At 60.9% G+C, this 18,337-nt stretch carries 19 protein-coding genes; 7 read left to right on the forward strand and 12 right to left on the reverse strand.

Annotation, left to right across the window (positions count from 1 at the left end):
- Positions 1 to 7: 7 nt before the first annotated feature.
- From BCF11_RS23025 to BCF11_RS23035, 3 genes are read left to right on the forward strand one after another with little or no spacing between them, the layout of a single operon-like run.
- On the forward strand, positions 8 to 559 hold the full coding sequence (locus tag BCF11_RS23025; protein ID WP_098496802.1) for an NADPH-dependent FMN reductase: 552 nt from the start codon (positions 8 to 10) through the stop codon (positions 557 to 559).
- A gap of 12 nt (positions 560 to 571) precedes the next feature.
- Entirely contained in the window at positions 572 to 1,492 is a 921-nt protein-coding gene (locus BCF11_RS23030; RefSeq protein ID WP_098496803.1) for a DnaJ C-terminal domain-containing protein, read from the forward strand.
- A gap of 11 nt (positions 1,493 to 1,503) precedes the next feature.
- Positions 1,504 to 1,827: a chaperone modulator CbpM gene (locus BCF11_RS23035; protein ID WP_233212609.1), complete on the forward strand. Its 324-nt coding sequence runs from the start codon at positions 1,504 to 1,506 to the stop codon at positions 1,825 to 1,827.
- A gap of 26 nt (positions 1,828 to 1,853) precedes the next feature.
- Here the strand turns inward: BCF11_RS23035 and BCF11_RS23040 are convergent, their stop codons facing one another.
- From BCF11_RS23040 to BCF11_RS23075, 8 genes are all read right to left on the reverse strand, one after another.
- Positions 1,854 to 2,819, reverse strand: coding sequence for a D-glycerate dehydrogenase (locus BCF11_RS23040; RefSeq protein ID WP_098496805.1), 966 nt, complete (start codon positions 2,817 to 2,819; stop codon positions 1,854 to 1,856).
- A 20-nt stretch (positions 2,820 to 2,839) separates the two neighbouring features.
- On the reverse strand, positions 2,840 to 4,117 hold the full coding sequence (locus BCF11_RS23045) for an MFS transporter (protein ID WP_098496806.1): 1,278 nt from the start codon (positions 4,115 to 4,117) through the stop codon (positions 2,840 to 2,842).
- Between the two features lie 58 nt (positions 4,118 to 4,175).
- On the reverse strand, positions 4,176 to 5,141 hold the full coding sequence (locus BCF11_RS23050) for a sugar kinase (protein ID WP_098496807.1): 966 nt from the start codon (positions 5,139 to 5,141) through the stop codon (positions 4,176 to 4,178).
- Entirely contained in the window at positions 5,132 to 5,944 is an 813-nt protein-coding gene (locus BCF11_RS23055) for a sugar phosphate isomerase/epimerase (protein WP_158229262.1), read from the reverse strand. Before BCF11_RS23055 ends, BCF11_RS23050 begins: the two co-directional genes overlap by 10 nt.
- A 173-nt stretch (positions 5,945 to 6,117) precedes the next feature.
- On the reverse strand, positions 6,118 to 7,167 hold the full coding sequence (locus BCF11_RS23060; RefSeq protein ID WP_098496809.1) for a LacI family DNA-binding transcriptional regulator: 1,050 nt from the start codon (positions 7,165 to 7,167) through the stop codon (positions 6,118 to 6,120).
- Positions 7,168 to 7,292: 125 nt separating this feature from the next.
- Complete coding sequence (locus BCF11_RS23065; protein ID WP_098496810.1) at positions 7,293 to 7,679, reverse strand: type II toxin-antitoxin system VapC family toxin; 387 nt, start codon at positions 7,677 to 7,679, stop codon at positions 7,293 to 7,295.
- Complete coding sequence (locus BCF11_RS23070; RefSeq protein ID WP_098496811.1) at positions 7,676 to 7,921, reverse strand: type II toxin-antitoxin system Phd/YefM family antitoxin; 246 nt, start codon at positions 7,919 to 7,921, stop codon at positions 7,676 to 7,678. The genes BCF11_RS23065 and BCF11_RS23070 overlap by 4 nt, the downstream gene beginning before the upstream one ends.
- A 159-nt stretch (positions 7,922 to 8,080) precedes the next feature.
- The gene (locus BCF11_RS23075; protein ID WP_098496812.1) at positions 8,081 to 8,968 is read right to left on the reverse strand and encodes a GntR family transcriptional regulator; all 888 of its coding nucleotides are present in this window, start codon (positions 8,966 to 8,968) and stop codon (positions 8,081 to 8,083) included.
- A 206-nt stretch (positions 8,969 to 9,174) separates the two neighbouring features.
- On the opposite strand from BCF11_RS23075, the gene BCF11_RS23080 reads away from it, so the two are divergent.
- Positions 9,175 to 10,326 (forward strand): C45 family peptidase, encoded by a 1,152-nt coding sequence (locus BCF11_RS23080; RefSeq protein WP_098497661.1) that lies wholly within the window; start codon positions 9,175 to 9,177, stop codon positions 10,324 to 10,326.
- A 21-nt stretch (positions 10,327 to 10,347) separates the two neighbouring features.
- Here BCF11_RS23080 and BCF11_RS23085 read toward each other — a convergent pair whose 3' ends face one another.
- Entirely contained in the window at positions 10,348 to 10,998 is a 651-nt protein-coding gene (locus BCF11_RS23085) for a YceI family protein (RefSeq protein WP_199111009.1), read from the reverse strand.
- Positions 10,999 to 11,160: 162 nt separating this feature from the next.
- On the opposite strand from BCF11_RS23085, the gene BCF11_RS23090 reads away from it, so the two are divergent.
- Both BCF11_RS23090 and arfB read left to right on the forward strand, forming a co-directional pair.
- Complete coding sequence (locus BCF11_RS23090) at positions 11,161 to 11,856, forward strand: glutathione S-transferase family protein (protein WP_098497663.1); 696 nt, start codon at positions 11,161 to 11,163, stop codon at positions 11,854 to 11,856.
- A gap of 22 nt (positions 11,857 to 11,878) precedes the next feature.
- Positions 11,879 to 12,316, forward strand: coding sequence for an alternative ribosome rescue aminoacyl-tRNA hydrolase ArfB (gene arfB / locus BCF11_RS23095; RefSeq protein ID WP_199111012.1), 438 nt, complete (start codon positions 11,879 to 11,881; stop codon positions 12,314 to 12,316).
- Between the two features lie 162 nt (positions 12,317 to 12,478).
- On the opposite strand, the gene BCF11_RS23100 is transcribed toward arfB, so the two are convergent.
- A complete protein-coding gene (locus BCF11_RS23100; protein WP_098496813.1) occupies positions 12,479 to 13,615 on the reverse strand; it encodes a metallophosphoesterase in 1,137 nt (378 codons plus the stop codon).
- Between the two features lie 208 nt (positions 13,616 to 13,823).
- Here BCF11_RS23100 and BCF11_RS23105 point away from each other — a divergent pair, with 208 nt between their 5' ends.
- Positions 13,824 to 16,175, forward strand: coding sequence for a patatin-like phospholipase family protein (locus tag BCF11_RS23105; RefSeq protein ID WP_098496814.1), 2,352 nt, complete (start codon positions 13,824 to 13,826; stop codon positions 16,173 to 16,175).
- Positions 16,176 to 16,187: 12 nt separating this feature from the next.
- Here the strand turns inward: BCF11_RS23105 and BCF11_RS23110 are convergent, their stop codons facing one another.
- Both BCF11_RS23110 and BCF11_RS23115 read right to left on the reverse strand, forming a co-directional pair.
- Positions 16,188 to 16,994 carry a carboxylesterase gene (locus BCF11_RS23110; protein ID WP_098496815.1) on the reverse strand — a complete coding sequence of 269 codons (807 nt, stop codon included), beginning with the start codon at positions 16,992 to 16,994 and terminating at the stop codon, positions 16,188 to 16,190.
- Positions 16,991 to 18,295: an MASE1 domain-containing protein gene (locus BCF11_RS23115; RefSeq protein WP_098496816.1), complete on the reverse strand. Its 1,305-nt coding sequence runs from the start codon at positions 18,293 to 18,295 to the stop codon at positions 16,991 to 16,993. Before BCF11_RS23115 ends, BCF11_RS23110 begins: the two co-directional genes overlap by 4 nt.
- Positions 18,296 to 18,337 lie beyond the last annotated feature (42 nt).

Genomic DNA, 18,337 nt, shown 5'->3' on the forward strand with positions numbered 1-18,337 from the left:
GAAGCACATGACGAAAATCGTCGGAGTAGCAGGAAGTTTGCGCAGCGGCTCGCTGAATGCCGCTTTGTTGCGGGCCGCGGTGGACCTGATGCCAGCCGGCGCGACGCTGGAAATCGGCACTATCAAGGGCATCCCTTTGTATGACGGCGATCTTGAACAGGCGGAAGGAATCCCGGCAGCGGTCACGCTGCTGAAGGAGCAGATCGCGGTGGCCGACGCGCTGCTGCTAGTGACGCCGGAATATAATAATTCCATGCCGGGCGTGTTCAAGAATGCGCTCGACTGGCTGTCGCGGCCGCCGGCCGACAGCGCGCGTATCTTCAACGGGCGGCGGGTGGCGGTGATCGGCGCCTCGCCGGGCGGCTTCGGCACCATCCTGTCGCAGAATGCCTGGCTGCCGGTGTTGCGCACGCTAGGCATGCAGCCCTGGTTTGGCGGCCGCCTGATGGTGTCGCGCGCCGGCAAGGTGTTCAATGAGAACGGCGAGCTGGTGGATGAGCAGGTGCGCGACCAGTTGCGGGAATTCAATCGGAATTTCGTTGAGTTTTTGAAAAATTGAACGAAGGATGAAATGAAATTCAAAGACTACTACAGTGCCCTTGGCGTCGAGCGGACTGCTAGCGCGGCTGAAATCAAGCAAGCGTATCGCAAGCTGGCGCATAAATACCATCCGGACGTTTCCAAGGATCCGTCCGGGGAAGAAAAATTCAAGGAAATCGCTGAAGCCTATTCGACCCTGAAGGATGCCGAGAAGCGTTCCGCCTATGACCAGCTGGGCAGCCACCAGCCTGGCGAAAACGTTGAGCCGCCGCATGCCTGGCAGCAGGGTTTCAGCGACGGCGGCGCCTCCTTCGGCGATGTCGACATGGCCGACATCCTGGCAGCTTTTGCGGCATCGCGCCAGGGCGGCCGGCCGCGGCCGCGCAGAGGCGAGGACTACGAAGTCAACACGCCCATCACGCTGGAGCAGATTTACGAAGGCGGCGAAACCGATGTCCGGCTGAGCATGCCGGAATACGACGAACACGGCAAATTGCACCGGGTGCCGCGCACCTTCCGGGTGCGCATTCCGAAAGGCGCCGAAGACGGCCAGCGCCTGCGTCTGTCAGGCAAGGGCGGGCAGGGCAGCGATGGCGGCAAGCACGGTGACCTGTATGTGATGATGAAGCTGATCCCGCACCCGTTGTACCGGGTCACCGGCAAGGATCTGTATTTCGATTTGCCGCTGGCGCCATGGGAAGCGGTGCTGGGCGCAGTGGTGCAGGCGCCTACCCTGGGCGGCAAGGTGGAACTGAACATCCCTGCCGGCACCGCGGCCAACCGTCAGTTCCGGCTGGCCAAGCGCGGACTGCCGTCCGCCGGCGGCGAGCAGGGCAATCTGTATGCGGTGGTCAGGATAGAAGTGCCGAAGGTCCCCACGGCGCGCGAGCGCGAACTGTTTGAGCAGCTCGCCGCGGAATCGGCTTTCGACCCACGTCAGCATTTGCATTGAGGAGAGCGGGAATGACTAGTCTGTTGGTAGAAGCGGTCTGGCTGAACGATGCCGATGCCTGTTCGCTGGACGAGCTGGCCGAATATTCCGGACTCAGCCATGCCGAGCTGGCGGAGCTGGTGGCGCTGGGCGCCATCGAGCCGGACCGCGACCCGGCGGCCGGATATGTATTCCGGTCGCAGACCATTGTAGTGGCCAGGACCGCGCGCCGTCTGCGCGACGATTTTGAGCTTGATACCCAGGGCCTGGCGATGGCGCTTAAGCTGCTGCAACGAATCCAGGCGCTGGAAGCGCGGCTGGCAGCGGCGGACGCCCGTTTGCCGCATCCGGTCTGAGCATTAGTGCCAGCCTATGGGCCTTCTCAGGCCCGATTCGCCACGTTCGGTGTCGGTTTTCCGCTTAATGCATCCAGCAGGTTCCGCGCCGCGCACAGCGCCATGCGCTTGCGCGTTTCATGCGTGGCTGAGCCGATATGCGGCAGCGCGACCACATTCGGCAAGCTCAGCAAGCGTGAATCCGCAGGCAGCGGTTCGCGCTCGAATACATCCAGTCCGGCGGCGCGCAGGCGGCCGCTTTCCAGTGCGTCGATCAGCGCTGCTTCATCGATGATGCTGCCGCGCGAGATATTCACGAGAATGGTGCTGGAGCGCATCTGCGCCAGCTCAGCTTTGCCTATCATGCCGCGGGTCTGCGGCGTCAGCGGCGCCGTGATGCAAATGAAATCGGCATTCTGCAACAACTGGCCGAGCGGGCAGAAACGCGCCGCGTAGGCGGTTTCAGCGGCAGGATCGGGGCTACGGTTATTGTATAAAACCTGCATGCCGAAACCTAGCGACGCGCGCCGGGCAATGGCGCCGCCGATGCGGCCCATGCCGATGATGCCCAGGGTTTTGCCCTGGACGTCGGTGCCGAAGCAATCTTCGCCTATGCTGTGGGTCCAGCGCCCTTGCTTCACGTAGTCGGCCATTTCCACTACCCGCCTGGCGGCTGCCAGTATCAGCGCAAAGCCGGTATCCGCCGTGGTCTCCGTCAAGACATCGGGCGTGTTCAGAAGCACGATGCCGCGCCGTCGCAGGTCGGCCGGGTCGAACTGGTCGACGCCGACGGAAATGGTCGAGATCGCCTTGAGCTGCGGCGCGTGGTCGAGGATCTCGGCATCGATCTTGAGGCTGGCGCCGATCAGGCCGGCCGCATCCTTCACTGCCGTCATGAAGGCGGCACGGTTGCCGGCGTCGACGCCGTCGAATTGCACCACGTGGTAGTCCTGCTGCAGCATCGCCAATACATCGTCGGCGACCTTTTTGTAGAGTACGATTTTCGCTTGCATCATTTTTCCTGATCGATTGGTCATTGCGTGACCGACTGCTGCAGCGGCAGGGTTTGCGCTTCCGGCTTGACTGAAATGGTCAGCACCACCGCAGCCAGCAAGCCGCTGGCCATGAACAGATAGGAGGCGAACGGGCTGCCGGTGGCGCCGTTCAGGTAGCCGACCACGTAGGAGCCAAGGAAAGAGCCGAGCGCGCCCATGCTGTTGATCAGCGCCATGGCGCCGCCGGCGACATTCTTCGGCAGCAGTTCGGGAACGATGGCGAAGAACGGTCCGTAAGGGGCGTACATGGCGGCGCCGGCAATCACCAGCAAACCGTAGGACAGCCAGAAATTGCTGCTGCCCAGCAGGTAGGAACCGAGGAATGCCAGAGCGGCTATCAGCAGCGCCGGCCAGACAAACAGCTTGCGGTTCTGCATCTTGTCGGAAGCCCAGGAGGTCAGCAGCATGGCGATCACGGCCGCCAGGTAGGGCAGGGAAGAGAGCCAGCCGGTTTCCACCATGCTGATGTTGGCGGCATTCTTCAGGATGGACGGCAGCCACAGCACGAAACCGTAGACACCGATGCTCCAGCAAAAATACTGCGCGCACAGCTTGATCACCGCCGGCGACTTGAAGGCTTCGGCATAGTTGCGCGTCGGCTTCATGCCGACCTGCTCCAGGTCGAGCGCCGCCTTGAGGTCGGCCTTTTCCTGCGGCTTCAGCCAGGTTGATTCAGCCGGCTTGTCCTGCACCACGAACCACCAGATGCAGGCCCAAACAATCGCCGGCACGCCTTCGGCGATCATCATGTGGCGCCAGCCGAAGCTGTTGACCAGATAGCCGGACAGCACCGACATCCACAGCACCGTGACCGGATTGCCGAGGATCAGGAAGGTGTTGGCGCGTGAGCGTTCGGTTTTGGTAAACCAGTTGCTGATATAGATCAGCATGGCCGGCATCACCGCCGCTTCCACCACGCCCAGCGAAAAGCGGATCACCATCAGCATCGGGATATTGCTGATCACGCCGGTCAGGGCGGCGCAGCTGCCCCACAGCACCAGGCTCCAGAAGATCATCTTCTTGACGCTGCGCCGCTCCGCATAGATGGCGCCAGGAATCTGGAAGAAGAAATAACCGAGGAAGAACAGGGCGCCTATCAGCGACGAGGTGCTTTGCGTGATGCCGAGATCGTGGTTGATGCCGGCAGCGCTGGCGAAGCCGAAATTGGCGCGGTCCAGGTAAGCCAGGCTGTAAGTGATGAAGACGATGGGTATGATGAACCACCACCGCCGCATCGCCAATTTTCTTGTTTCCATTGCTTGTCTCCTCGTTTTGATTGTCCGCTCTTCAGGTCTGCTGCTAGCCTGTTGTTTTTTAGCGGTGTTGTTTTAGTGGACCGTTACAGTCCACTAGCTGTTTTCGTGTCGGCAATCCCTCGCTGTCGCCGCTGACCTGGATCGCCATCGCTCCGATCAAGTTGCCGCGGGTTGCCGCAAAATGCGCGTCGCGTCCCTCCAGCAAGGCGCTGATGACGCCGACGGCAAAGCCGTCGCCGGCGCCCACGGTATCGACCACCTTGGCGACCGGCGCGGCAGGGATGGTGGCTTCCTGGCGCGCCGTGCGCAGGTAGGCGCCGGCGCTGCCGAGCTTGACGATGACGCCGCTGGCGCCGCGTGCAAGGTAGAAACCGGCGATGTCATGCGGACTGGCCAGGCCGGTCAGGATGCGGCCTTCTTCCAGGCCCGGCAGCACCCAGTCGGCATAAGAGGCCAAGGCATTGAGCCGGTCCGCCATGATTTCCCGCGAACGCCACAGGGTGGGGCGCAAATTGGGATCGAAGCTGATGCTTTTACCGGCGGCACGCATCTCGCCGGCGATATGGAAGGCCAGTTCCAGCGAAGAGGCGGAAATGGCCGGCGCCACGCCGGATAAATGCAGATGGCGCGCCGCCTGGAAGTATTCCGGGCGGTAGTCGGCGATCGACAACTGGCTGGCGGCGGATCCTTGGCGGAAGTATTCGATTTCCGGGTCGCTGCCGTCGTCGTTGCGCGATTTGAGCTGAAAAGCGGTCGGATAGCGTTCGTCGATGGTGACGGCTGTGCTGTCGATGCCCTCGCTGGCCAGGGTTTCCAGCACGAAGCGGCCGAATGAATCGCGGCCGACCCGGCTCACCCAGCCGACCCGGAATCCCAGTCGCGCCAGGCCGGTGGCGACATTCAGCTCCGCTCCGGCGGCACGCTTGACAAAGCTTTTTGCCTTGGCCAGATCGCCGCTTTCGCTGGCGACAAACATCGCCATGGCTTCGCCGTAGGTGACGACGTCAAGGGATTTTACTGGCATGTGCTTGCTCCGCAAGAAAGAGATGTCGCTGCCGCACGCAGTTGCCGGACATGGCACGCCTGGGCTGCCGGATCGGCGGGCAAGGGATATTCGATTGCGCGCGTGACGGCGCCGGGAAGCCGGCTCAGGCAAGCGCGCCAGTCGACGTTGCCTTCGTCAAGCGCTACCGCAAAGCGCCGCATGCCGCTGCCTTGCACGTCCTTGCAATGAATATAGCGCACGTGCGGCGCCAGCGCCTGGACTGCAGCCACAGGATCCTCGCCGGCCCAGCTCCAGTTGCCGATATCGAAAGTCATTGCCACCGGGATGGCCGGGGAGTTGGCGCTGCAGGCAGCAAAGAAACTGGTGAATTCGCTTATGCTGCAGCCACTTTTTTGCTGGCCGTTTTCCAGCAACAGCGTTACCGGCGATTGACCGAGCGCGCGCTGCAGGGCAGCCGCGTCGACGCGGCCGGCATAGTCGTGCATTTGCAGCTTGAGCGTGGCGGCGCCGAGGATTTCCGCTTCATGCAGGCGCGACGCCAAGAGCGCCAGATCGAGATCGCCGTCTGGGCGGAACAGGGATTCCGGCGCTGAATACACTGCCTGCAAGCCATGCGCGCCAAAGAGGCTTTTCAAGCCGGCAAGCTGCAGCGCGATTTCCGTATCCGAGCCGAGGAACAGTTCGCGCCGGACTTCGAGTCCGTCGGCGCCGGCATTTGCCGCCAGCGGCAGGACTGCCGCATGGCCTTGTTTCTGTACAAAATCGACACCATAGGCGGACGCCACGATGAAGATATCTGACGGTGATTGGGTTGATTGCAAATCTGTCTCCTGGATAACGTTCTGCTTCGCATTTCTGGGATGCGATTACATTTTGGAATCGGTTCCATAAAAGATTTAAAAAATTGCCCGATGCGCAATATCATGCAGCTTGGGCGATATTTGTGGAACTAGTCATGGAACCGGTTCCAAAGTAATTCATAAAAAATCAGCCGTCAAGCCTCCGTTACACTTTTCAGCAAGGTGGAGCCGCGTATCTTCAATTCGCCCGGGAAGGCTTGCATGCGCGCCGGGCTGGCGATGCCGTCGATGCGCTGTACCAGAAAATCCAGCGCGGCCTGGCCGATTTCGAAGGTTGGCTGGCGAATGCCGGTGATGCCGCTGCCGGCTAGCGCCGCCCAGCTCGGGTCGTCAAAACCCAGCAAGCCGATATCCTCGGGCCAGCGCGCGCCCAGCTGTTGCAGGCCGAGCGCCACGTTCAGCAGCATGCGGCCGTTGCCGGCAAAAATCGCGGTGCGCTTCTTACTTTTCAAGGCTTTCTGCAGGGCGCGGGCAAGGCCGGCAGTGTCCTCCATGTCGAGTTCCGAAGTGGTTGCCGAATAACCCTTGCCGGCTGCCGCCACCACCTGGCGCAGCGCCTGCTCGCGCTCGCTGCGGCTGCTGATCTGGCCGATCGGTTCGGTAAAAAAATGAATCGATTGAAATCCCTGCTGCAGCAAGTGCTGTGTCGCCAGGGTGGCGGCTTGCAGGTTGTCCAGGCCGACCATGTCGCACTGCAGGCGGACGGCGCGGCGGTCAATGATGACCAGCGGCAGGCCGGTGTTGCTGATGGATGCCAAGTCTTCCTCCGGCAAACCGATCGGATTGATCACAAGGCCTTCGACCCGGTAGTTGGTCAGCAAATCCAGGTAGCGCTTTTCCAGCTCCAGCTGGTTATCCGAATTGCACACCATCAGCATGAATCCTTGCTTTTGGCAGGCCGCTTCGACGCCGCGCATGACCTCGACTGAGTAGGGATTGCTGATGTCGGCGACCACCATGCCGACCATGCGCGTGCGGCCGCGCTTGAGTCCGCGCGCCATCTGGTTGGGGCGGAAGCCGAGCGTGCTGATGGCCTGCTGGATGCGTAGCCGCAGTGCATCGGAAAGGCTGTCGAATTCGCCGTTGAGGTAGCGCGAAACACTGGTTTTACCTACTTTGGCTTCGCGTGCAACATCGGTGATGGTTGGTGTACGCAGCGTATCGGCGTTGGGAGTAGGGGGCATGGACGAGCCAGTAAAAATGTTGGGGCAGGAAATGCGTTCCTGCGCATTATTCCATGCCTGTCTTCAGGCGGAGCAGAATCTTTGCGGACGGTTCCGACAATGGCAAGTCCGGCGCAGGACCTCGTTCACAGTAGCCGGATCGGTCCGGGATACTGTGCAACGAGGGAGTCGACGGTCAACAGGACGATGCCCTCGACCGTCGCCTGGGCGACCAGAATCCGATCAAACGGATCTTTGTGGATGGATGGCAGGCTGTCGATCGCCACGGCATGCTCGCTGCCGATCGCCAGCTCGCTATAGCCATTGTCCAGCAGGCCGCGCCGCAATAGCCGTGCATCGGCCTGGAAATCGCTGCGCCCAAGGCCGCGTTTGATGGCGATTTCCCACAGGCTGGCGGCGCTGAAGAACAATTCATTTTCCTGTGAACCGATCAGGGCAAGCGCGGCCGCGGACAAGCGATCGGGGGTGCCGGCCGCCCACAGCAGCAGATGCGTATCCAGCAGTAACTTCATTCATCGCCGCCAAACAATTGTTCGATCTCGCTGCCGCCCATGCGGTCGAAGTCATCCGGTACGGCAATCTGGCCTGCCATGAAGCCCAGCCGCTTTAGCTGGCCTGCCTCTGGCGCATTGAGCGGCATCACTTTGACCAGCGGTTTGCCGGCCTTGGCGATGACGAAAGATTCGCCCTTGGCGGCTTGCTCTACGAGACGGGATAAATGCGTCTTGGCTTCGTGGATGTTGAAGGTTTGCATGGCGTTTTGATCCGGACTAAGTTCGGTTAGTTTAGTCCGTCGCGAGCTGCGTTGCAAGGGAATACTCTTTAGGTAGCCTGTCTGGTCCGCAAGGCAATCAAATTCAGAGATATGCATGGCAATCACCTCATTGGTTCTTTTGCATCTATAAATGCACCGTTATTTAATGTCCCGAGCAACGCTTAAATGATGCCGCATTAAGGCAGATGCCCATTCTCTGTTGTCGTTTTCCAGCGCCTCGATGATCTGCAAATGCTCTTTGCAGGAATCGATCTGGTGGGGCGAATGGTAAACCCCTAGGTGTTCATCGAGTCGTCTTAGCTGGTTTTGCTGCTGCATCGCCTGAAGCAGGAAGCGATTGTTGGAGAAGCGGGCCAGCATTTCGTGAAACGCTGCATTGAGGGCAAAAAAGGCAGTGGCGGAATATTCGGCTTGCGCCTGGTACAGCAGCTTTTCATGCGCCAGGCGACTGTTCCGCAACTGTTCGGCATCGGCCTTGAAACTGCTTTCCAGTAGGCCGGCGCATTCCACGACGATACGGAACTGATAGCTCTCGGTCATCAGTTCCGGTGTGCTGACGATGGGCGGGAAGTTCCAGCCTTGGCCGCGCCGTTTCTCGATCAAGCCATCTGCAGCCATGCGCACCAGCGTCCCTCTGAGCAGGCTGCGCGACACCGCGTATTGCTCCAAAAAGTCGGTTTCCGTCATGGTGTCGGCCAGCAGATTGTGCTTGCGGTCGTGGATCATCTGCTGGTACAGGGCGTCGCCGCTGACGCCGGCGACAAGCTTGTCCGGGACCGGTTTCGGACTGGTGTTGGTGCTGACGAAATAGCCGCTGTTGACGTGGTAATCCAGCAATTCCTGCTGCGCCACCAGACGCAGTGCAGCTTTGACCGGTGTGCGGGAGACATCGAAATGGCTGGCCAGGCTCTCTTCGGTCAGGTGGGTTCCGGCCGGCAATTCACCAGTAGTGATTTGCTGGATCAAGCGATTGGCCAGATCAAGTTGCAATGGACTGGGGCGGCTGGGGTGTTTGGATTTGCTCATTCTCTCGCCGCAGAGGGGTTGATGAAAATACATTCAAATTGATGTTAATTGATTAATATCATATGAGTAAACCTCTCGGCAAGTGGCAAAGGCGATAGGTTGGAATAAGAGGTTTCTTAAAAAACATCTTTTTATTGAATTTATCAAATAATTAATACAACATGGAAAAACTTGCCCGTTGATTAATTTTTTGAGCGAGGTTGCGTGTGAGCATTCGTCAAGCAGATGTCGACTATTTCCCATTGATCGAGGTGGCGGGCTCGGCGTATCAGCGCGGCAAGCTGCATGGCTGCGCGGTGCCGGAGCGCGTTGCACGCAGTGCGCGCCTGTACCGGCAACTGTTGATGCGGCAGGGAGTGGGCGCCGAGCGCTTGACCAGGCTGGCGCTAGGGATGCGTCCCATCGTCCAGCGCTTTGACCCTGCCTACCTCGACGAAATGCAGGGTATCGCCGACGGCGCCGGCGTCTCTCTGGCCGACATCATCCTGATCAATTGCCGCACCGAGATGATGTTTGGTCATAGCGAACAGAAGCTGGTCTGCCAGGTGCTGGAAGGCGGCGGCGCCAGCCTGGCGGTATTGCCCGAGCACGCGGCCAGCGGCCGCCTGATGCATGCGCATAACTGGGACTGGCGGCAGGAGTGCGCCGATACCGGCATTGTGCTGCGCATGCGGCGCAGCGGCGGCTTGCCTGACCTGCTGATGTTTGCCGAGGCGGGCGCGCTGGGGCGGCACGGTATCAACAGCGCCGGCTTGTCCGTCAGCGGAAATTTCCTGAGCTCTGAACGCGATTACCGCCAACTGGCCGATGTGCCACTGGCGCTGGTGCGGCGCAAGATGCTGGAGGCGGCGGACATGAACGCCGCCATGAAAATCCTGTGGCGCACGCGCCGCTTCTGTTCCTGCCATCTGATGCTGGCGCAAACCGGCGTCGACCGCGTCGGCCAGCCGTTCTGCGATGTTGCCAACCTGGAGTGCGCGCCTGACGAGATTTTCTGGCTGGCGCCGCAGGACGGCTTGCTGGTGCATGCCAATCACTGGCTGTGCCCGGTAGCGCGCGGCAAGCTGCGCGAACTCGGCCTGGCAGCCAATCCTGACTCTCTCTACCGCCAGCGGCGCGTCGAGACAGTGTTGCAGCAAGCGCTCTTCCGCGGCAGCGGAAAAATCGACTGGACCTGTATAAAGAATGTGCTCGCGGAGGATTTGCTCGACGCCGGCGGCGTGCTGCGCAAGCCCGGCGGCAAGGGTGATGCGCCATGCGCCACGGTGGCGACTACCCTGGTCGATGCCGCCGCGGGCACCATGTGGATAGCGCGTGCTCCCTACCAGTCACGGGTGTTCACTGAATATCGCCTGTAACGGCCTTGGCCCGCGGCCGTTTCAATATTCCTTGATCGCTTCTACGCTGATGTGCAGTGTGACGGCATCGCTGACAAACGGCACATAGCGTCCCAGTTTGTAATCGCTGCGCAGGATGCTGGCGGAGCCGTTGGCGCCGCAGGCTTGCTTGCCGTAGATAAGCATGAAGCGGCAGTTGAAATTGCTGATCTGCAGCGTGACAGGATGGCTGATGCCCTTGATGGTCAGGTCGCCGTCTACCTGCGTCAGCTGTGGCCCTTCAAAGTGCAGGGCGGAAGATTTGAAGCTGATTTTCGGATGGTTGGCGCTGTCGAAGAATTCGCCGGAGCGCATGATCTGGTTGAAGCCGTCGCTGCCGGTGCTGACCGATGCAGTGTCGATGTCGATTTCGATGCTGCCGCTCTGGTTGTCGCGATCAAGCTCGATCGTGCCGGTAGTGGTGTCGAAGCGGTTGCGCTGCATCGACAAGCCCCAGTGGCTGTACTCGAAGTAGGTGAAGGTGTGTTCGCTATCGATCTGATAGCGTTCGGCAGCGCTGGCGGCGTTGCCGCCAAGCGCCAGCAGCAATAGCGAAGCGCGCAGCAGCAAATTGGCTGTTCTCGTCACGGCATTGGGACTGCTGCTGAATGGTTTCATCGTCTTGGATAAATTGGCGGCTGCAATAGCCATCATGCCTTAGCCGGCATGGTTATGCCATAGCCGAACGGGTATTCTTTCCTGGAAACATATAAAATCCCATTTCGCACTGTAATGCAAGCTTGCCTGTATGCCAGTCGGATCCCATGCACCTATTTACGTTTAACCATAACAATTCAAAACGGAGTGTTTGCCATCATGTATGAGCTGTATATCGCCAATAAAAATTATTCGTCGTGGTCACTGCGCCCATGGGTACTGATGCGTGCTCTGGGGCTGGGATTCAAGGAACACCTGGTGCCGTTTTCTGACGATGGCACTGGCGCCAACTGGGACACCTTCCGCAGTTTTTCGCCGACCGGCAAAGTGCCGGCCCTGAAAGACGGCGCAACCGCCGTCTGGGATTCGCTGGGCATAGTCGAATACCTGGCCGAGCGCCATGCCGGCGTCTGGCCAGCCGATGCGCAAGCCCGGACCTGGGCCCGCTGCGCCGCCGCCGAGATGCATTCCGGCTTTGGCGCCTTGCGCGAATACTGCACCATGAACTGCGGCATCCGGGTCAGGCTGGCGCAGGTGCCTGCGGCGCTGGCGCGCGATATTGCCCGGCTGGATGAATTGTGGAGTGAGGGTCTGCAGCGCTTTGGCGGTCCCTTCCTGGCTGGGGCCGGCTTCAGCGCCGTCGATGCGTTCTTTGCACCGGTCGCCTTCCGGGTGCAGACTTACGGCTTGCAACTGAGTCCGGCGGCGCAAGCCTATGCCGCGCAATTGCTGAACCTGCCGGCGATGCAGCAATGGCAGGCGGATGCACTGGCGGAAACCTGGCGCGAGCCGGGCCATGAAGCGGAAGCCGCGGCGGCTGGCAGCTTGCTGGAGGATCTGCGCAGCCAAGGTTGACATTGCCTCTATAATAATGCGCATGTTTCCTCCTAACGACGACAAGCTGCTGCGCATTACCGACTCGCTCGCCATCCCGCTGAGCGAGATCGAGATCAGCGCCGTCCGCGCCCAGGGGCCGGGCGGCCAGAATGTCAACAAGGTGTCCTCTGCCATCCATCTGCGTTTCGATATCCCGGCATCGTCGCTCTCCGAGTTCTACAAGGAAAAGCTGCTGGCTCTGAACGACCAGCGCATCACCAAGGACGGCGTGCTGATCCTCAAGGCGCAGCAGTCGCGCAGCCAGGAAAAGAACAAGAGCGAGGCCATGCTCAGGCTGCAGGAACTATTGCTGAGCGTGACTGTGATCCAGAAAAAAAGGCGGCCCACCGCGCCCAGCCGCAGTTCTCAGCTGAAGCGTGTCGACAGCAAGACGCGGCGCGGCAAGGACAAGGCCATGCGCGGCAAGGTCGTGCTCTAGTGGACTGTAACAGTCGAATCGAGAGTGAAAGGCGCGTATCCGACGCGCAGGGCAAGGCGCACATGCTCGCAATAGCAGGACTATTGCGAGCATGTGCAACGCCGCCATGCGCGTCGGATACGTGACAGGCGCTCTTGATTTGGCTGTTACAGTAACTACTAGTTACGCCAGGACCAGCCGCAGGCGGGTAATTTCAGAAGGTGCGAAAAGACGCTTGGGCGGACCCCAGTAGCCGGTGCCGCGGCTGGTGTACACCCATAGATTGCGCAAGCGGTTCAAGCCGGCTGTGTACGGTTGCTGCAAAGGCACGAACAGGTTCCAGGGAAAGAACTGGCCGCCATGGGTATGGCCGGACAGCTGCAGATCGAAGCCGGCGTCTGCCGCCGCCGTGGCGGAGCGCGGCTGGTGCGCCAGCAGCAGCTTGACGGCGACATGCTGCGGACTTCCTGCCAGCGCCGCGCGCGGATCGCTGCGCTCGGCCTCATCGAAATGGTGGGCGCTATAGTCGGTAACCCCGGCCACCAGCAACGAAGCCCCCTGATGCTTGAGGACCACGTGCTCGTTCATCAAGACCGTCAATCCCAGCCGGCGCACCTCGGCTACCCATTCCGGCGCGTTCGAGTAATACTCATGATTGCCGGTGACAAAGTAAGCCCCGTGGCGCGATTGCAAGTTGGCCAGCGGCGCAGTGTGTGGCGCCAGCTCCTGCACGCTGCCATCCACCAGGTCGCCGGTAATGGCGATCAGGTCCGCTTTCAGAGTGTTGACCTTGTTGACGATGGCATCCAGATAGCCGCGCTTGATGGTCGGGCCGACATGGATATCGCTGATCTGCGCGATGGTGAAGCCTTGCAAGGCGGCGGGCAGGCCGCTAATGGGGATATCGATGTCCACTACCGCAGCCAGCCGGCGCGCATTGAAATAGCCGACCAGGCTGGAAACCGTGGCCAGCAGCAATACCGCCAGCGCACTCCAGGCCGGCAGGCGCGCATCGTGCAGGCCGAACCAGGGCAATACCAGCAAGAACAGTTCGCGCAGCAAGGTGCTGACCAGCAGCGATGAAAATACGCCCATGGCCAGCATGCCGGCCCATGCCAGCCGGTCAGACAGGGGCTGCCGCTTGATGACGCGGCCCAGCATGCCGGCCGGAATCAGCAAGAACGACAACAGCAGCCACAGACCGAGCAGGGTTTGCAGCAGGGGCATTGCGGCCAGCGAGGGCATCAGCAGCCAGCCGATCAGGGCGTGCAAGGCGCCCAGCAAAAACAGGACGATCAAGATAGCGGAGCGGGATGGCATGTGGAAATCCGTGAAAAGAGAGTCGGAATGTGATTGGCGGGAAAGCGGACGCCGCGCTTCTTACCCATATCAGGGCGGGCACTCCGGCTTCAAGAGAGCGCAGTCTGGATAAAACATCGGATGTAGTGGCAGTCCCAAGGGCTTATTCAAATATAATCATGCGGGTCATTGTTTAACAATACCGATATCCGGTGTTTTTCTGCGACTCATGCCCCTTTTGAAGCGAAATATTGTGAATTTCCGTCCGCTACGCAGCCTCTGCGTCTACTTCGGCTGCCTGCTGCTGAGTCTTGTCCACGCCAGTGCTGCAACCGCGGCGCCCGAGCTGGGAATGGATGCTGTTAAAAAAGCAAGCGATAATCTTCCGGCCAGGCCGCGCATCGGCCTGGTGCTGTCCGGCGGCGGCGCCCGCGGTTATGCCCATCTGGGCGTGTTGCAAGCGCTGGAGAAAATGCATATCCCCATCGATTATGTCGCCGCCACCAGCATGGGCGCGGTAGTCGGCGGCCTGTATGCGAGCGGGCTGTCAGTTGACGAGCTGGACCATATCCTGACCGGCACCAATCTTAGCGATATCGCGTTTGACCGCAATGAGCGGGCCGACCTGCCGCAGTCGCAGCGCGAAGATGATTATCAATATCCGATCGGCTTGTCCGCTGGCTACGGCGACGGCAAGCTGAAGCTGCCGGCGGGTCTGGTGCAAGGGAATAATCTGCTGGCGCTGTTGCAGAACTGGATGCCGCAGCTGCCGGCCAATATTTCCTTCGACAAGCTGCCGACGCCGTTTCGCGCGGTGGCGACCGATCTCGGCAGCGGCGAGGAAGTGATCCTCAGCCAAGGCTCCTTGCCGCGCGCAATCCGTGCCAGCATGGCGGTGCCGGGCTTGTTCGCGCCGCTCAAGCTGGATGGGCGGACCCTGGTGGATGGCGGCCTGGTGCGCAACCTGCCAGTGGATCAGGCGCGCGCAATGGGGGCCGACATCATCATTGCCGTCAATATCGCCGCCGATCTGCAAGATCCGACCACGCTTGAATCGCCCACCGCGGTGGCGCAGCAGATGGTGACCATCCTGATCCGCCAGAACGTCAAGCGGCAGGTCGATTCGCTCAACAAGGACGACATATTGATTGAACCGGACATGGGCGACCTCGGCTTTGCCGATTTTTCACGCGGCAACGATGGCGTCAAGGTCGGCTACGACGCCGCCGAACGGCAGCGCGCCAAACTGGCGCCGCTGGCCTTGCCGCCGCAGCAATGGAAAGCCTATCTGGCCGCTCGCAACGGCGGGCCGGTACTGGCTCAGAACACGCGCATCGACGCCATAGAGATCAACAGCAAGGGGCGGGTGCCGGCAGCGGTGGTGCGGCGCTCGCTGAATGTCAAGGAAGGCGATTTCTACAACCCGATCGCGCTCAACAAGGAAATGGCGAGCTTGTCGACCAACGGCGATTTCAAAAGCGTCACGCAGGAACTTGTGACTGAAAATGGCCGCAATGTGCTGAAGGTCGACGCCGACGATAAATCCTGGGGGCCGCACTTCCTGTTGTTCGGCCTGGGCGTCTCCAATAGTTTCAATGGCCGCGGCGACTTCAACCTGCAGGTGGGGCATCGCCTGCCATGGATTACCGACAGCGGCCTGGAGTGGCGCAACGACCTTGTGCTGGGCAGCAAACAAGCCAGCCTGCATACCGAATTGCGGCAGCCGATCTGGAACACGGTCGGACTGTATGTGGCGCCTTATGCCGAGTATGCGCGCCGCCATATCGACCTGTATTCGGACGAGGGCACGGTAACTTCCAGCACCGTACCAGTGACAGCCTACCGGATAGACACCACCAAAGTGGGGATTGATCTTGGCATGCCGATCGGCCGGCTCGGGGAGTTGCGCACGGGGGTCTATTATCAGTGGCTGGAGGCGAGGCCTACCTACAATTTGCCAATGGAATTCATCGATATCGCGCCGGAGCTGATATTCGACAGCTTTCGCGTAAAGCAGCCGGTGGTGCGTACGCAGCTCACCGTCGACCAGCTCGACGACCCGCTGTTCCCGCGCAAGGGCTACTATCTTTCCGCGGTCAGCAATGTGGCTTTCGGCGGCGCCGCCAACAGTTACAGCGATGCCCAGGGCAAGGCGCTGTGGGCGGTCAGCCGCGGCGGCAACACGCTCAACCTGGCGCTGGAAGCGGCCGGTACTTACGGCAACGAGCAGAACGGCGCCAGCGCCAATGGCGGACTGGGATTCACGCTGGGCGGATTCCAGCATTTGTCGGCCTACGCACCCGATCAATTTTCCGGCAACTACCTGTTGTATGGGCGCCTGACCTATTTGCGCGACATGCCGGAACTGGATTTGCCTGGCTTGCGCAGTACGGTGCTGGGCACCAGCCTGGAGGTGGGCGATGTCTGGCAGAGCAGGGATGCTTTTGCCACAGGGCCGTTCAAGAAGAGCGCCAGCATGTTTTTAGGCGGCAACAGCTTCCTCGGACCTCTGTATTTTGGTGCGGCGATTGCTCCGCGCGGCGTCTGGAACCTGTATCTGCAGCTGGGACGGGTTTTCTAGGGATATGGCGCGTTAGGCGTCAAGCTTGTCGGCGCCGCGCATCCGCCGCGCAGGCGCCGGTGGATAGCCGAAGAATTCCAGCACGCTGTTGGTGACCAGGTCGCGGTCGTTGTCGACGCAAATCATGTGGTAGCTGTTCTCCAGCACCACTACCCGCACATCCGGCAACGCCGCCTGCAGAAATTCTGCCGATTTCAGGCTGGTCAATTCATCTTCGCGCGCATGCACCACCAGCGTCGGGCAGGAAATATCGCGGGCGCCGGCCAGCACCAGGCGGCGCAGGCGGTCGACCTGGCAGATGCAGGCCAGCGGCACCCAGCGATAATGGAAATTGTCGCCGCGCGCGAACTTGGCCTTGACGATCGCCCGCACCGTGGCGTTCTTGATGCCGAAGGGCTCGTCTTCTTCCACTTTCATCTTGTCGGGCATGCCGGGGATGCAGTACACCACGTGCCGCAGCTGGCGGTACCATGGGGTCGACCAGCCGTCGATGAAGACCGGCGGCGCCAGCGTCACCAGCTTGCCCTTGGCATGCTGCACGCGCTCGCACAAAGCCAACGCCAGCAGCGAACCCAGGCACATGCCGAGCACATGGAAAGTGTCGTACTGCGGCGCCAGTTCCTGATACGCGGCGGTGACCGTGTCGAGCCAGTCTTCCATGCGCACGTTCACCAGATCCTCCGGCTGGCCGCCATGGCCGGGCAAGGTGACGGCATGGGTTTCCACTCCCGCACGCTGCAACACCTTGTGCATGGAGCCCAGATCGAATTGGGTGCCGCCCAGGCCGTGAATCAGCAGGGCGCCGGTACGAACGCTCATAGGGCGGAATGCCCCTGGCGCGGTTGCGGTTCGTCTTCCCGGATATGCAGGCGCCAGGCGCCGGCTACCATGGCGACCGATTCGTCGGCATCCAGCAGCACCGCGCTCATGTCGGTCATCTCGGTGATGTGTCCGGCCGGCAACAGCAGGCGAAAATGCAAATCGGGACGGACAGCGTCGTCCATGTCGTCCAGCCAACGGCTGCGCAGCTGCTGGCGATCGTCGGGATGGACGTGCGCCAGCACCTGGTCGAGCTCGCTGAAGGCATTTGCCGGCAGGCCCAGCAATCCTTGCAGATCGCCGTTCCAGCACAGCTTCCTGCTATGCGGATCCATGCTGTAGACCAGCTGGCGGCTGACGGTCAATGCCAGCTCGACGTCGCTTTTCCATTGCGCGGCGTCTTCGTGCAATTGCTCGCGGGTGGTCTTGAGGGCGCTGATCAGCAGGCAGAGCAGGGCAGCCACGGCTAGGTAGAGCTGGGCTTCCAGCAGCGAATGCTTGGAATAGGTATCGGCGAAGGCGGCAAACGGTCCCTCGCCCTGGACCGTATTCAAGAGTGCGAAGAAGGCCAGCATGGCGACTGCCAGCGAGCCGCCGCGGCCGCCCCACAGCAGGGTTACCACCGCGGCGAAGAACAGCGGCACATAGGTCAGGGCAAAATTGACGCCGGCTGAAAAATTGCTCAAGCTGTGGCCGTCGAAAATCAGGTAGGCAGTGACGCCGAGTGCAATGAAAGCCGCCAGCCCTAGCAGGAAATCGCTGCGGTCCATGCCGCCCGAACGCATGGCGTGGAAACGCGACCAGCCTGCCAGCACCGGCGTGACGATCAGGATCCCGACCAGATCGGATGCCGCCCAGATGCGCGCAGTCGGCCAGAAGGGTACATCTTTCACGATCAGGAACCAGGCCGCGCCGATCGCTGCGCTGACGGTGCTGCAGGCGACGCCGGCAATCAGCAGGCCGCGCACGAAATACAGGCCTTCCATCGGCAATTGCGTCATTCGCACCAGCGCCACGGCAATCGCGGCGACGCCGATTTCATCGAGGGCGAACAGCGTTACGCGCAACAGGTCGCGATTTTCAATCCAGCCCAGCAGCAGTTGCGCCAGTACGAAACCGATGATCACCGGCAGCCAGCGCGCCGTCCTGGTCAGCATGAACGCAGCCACCGTGACGCCGGCCGGCAGCCAGATATAGCCGGTAGCGGCGATCGGCCCGTTCAGTTGATGCGAGGTGTAGCCCATGACCAGATACAGCAAGCCCCATAGCAGGGCGATGACAGATTGGTTGGTCAGTTTCACTATAGATATCCTTGTCGGTTTGCGGCTTCGTCCCTCCGCGCG

The organism is Collimonas sp. PA-H2 (assembly GCF_002564105.1).
Lineage (GTDB): Bacteria > Pseudomonadota > Gammaproteobacteria > Burkholderiales > Burkholderiaceae_D > Collimonas.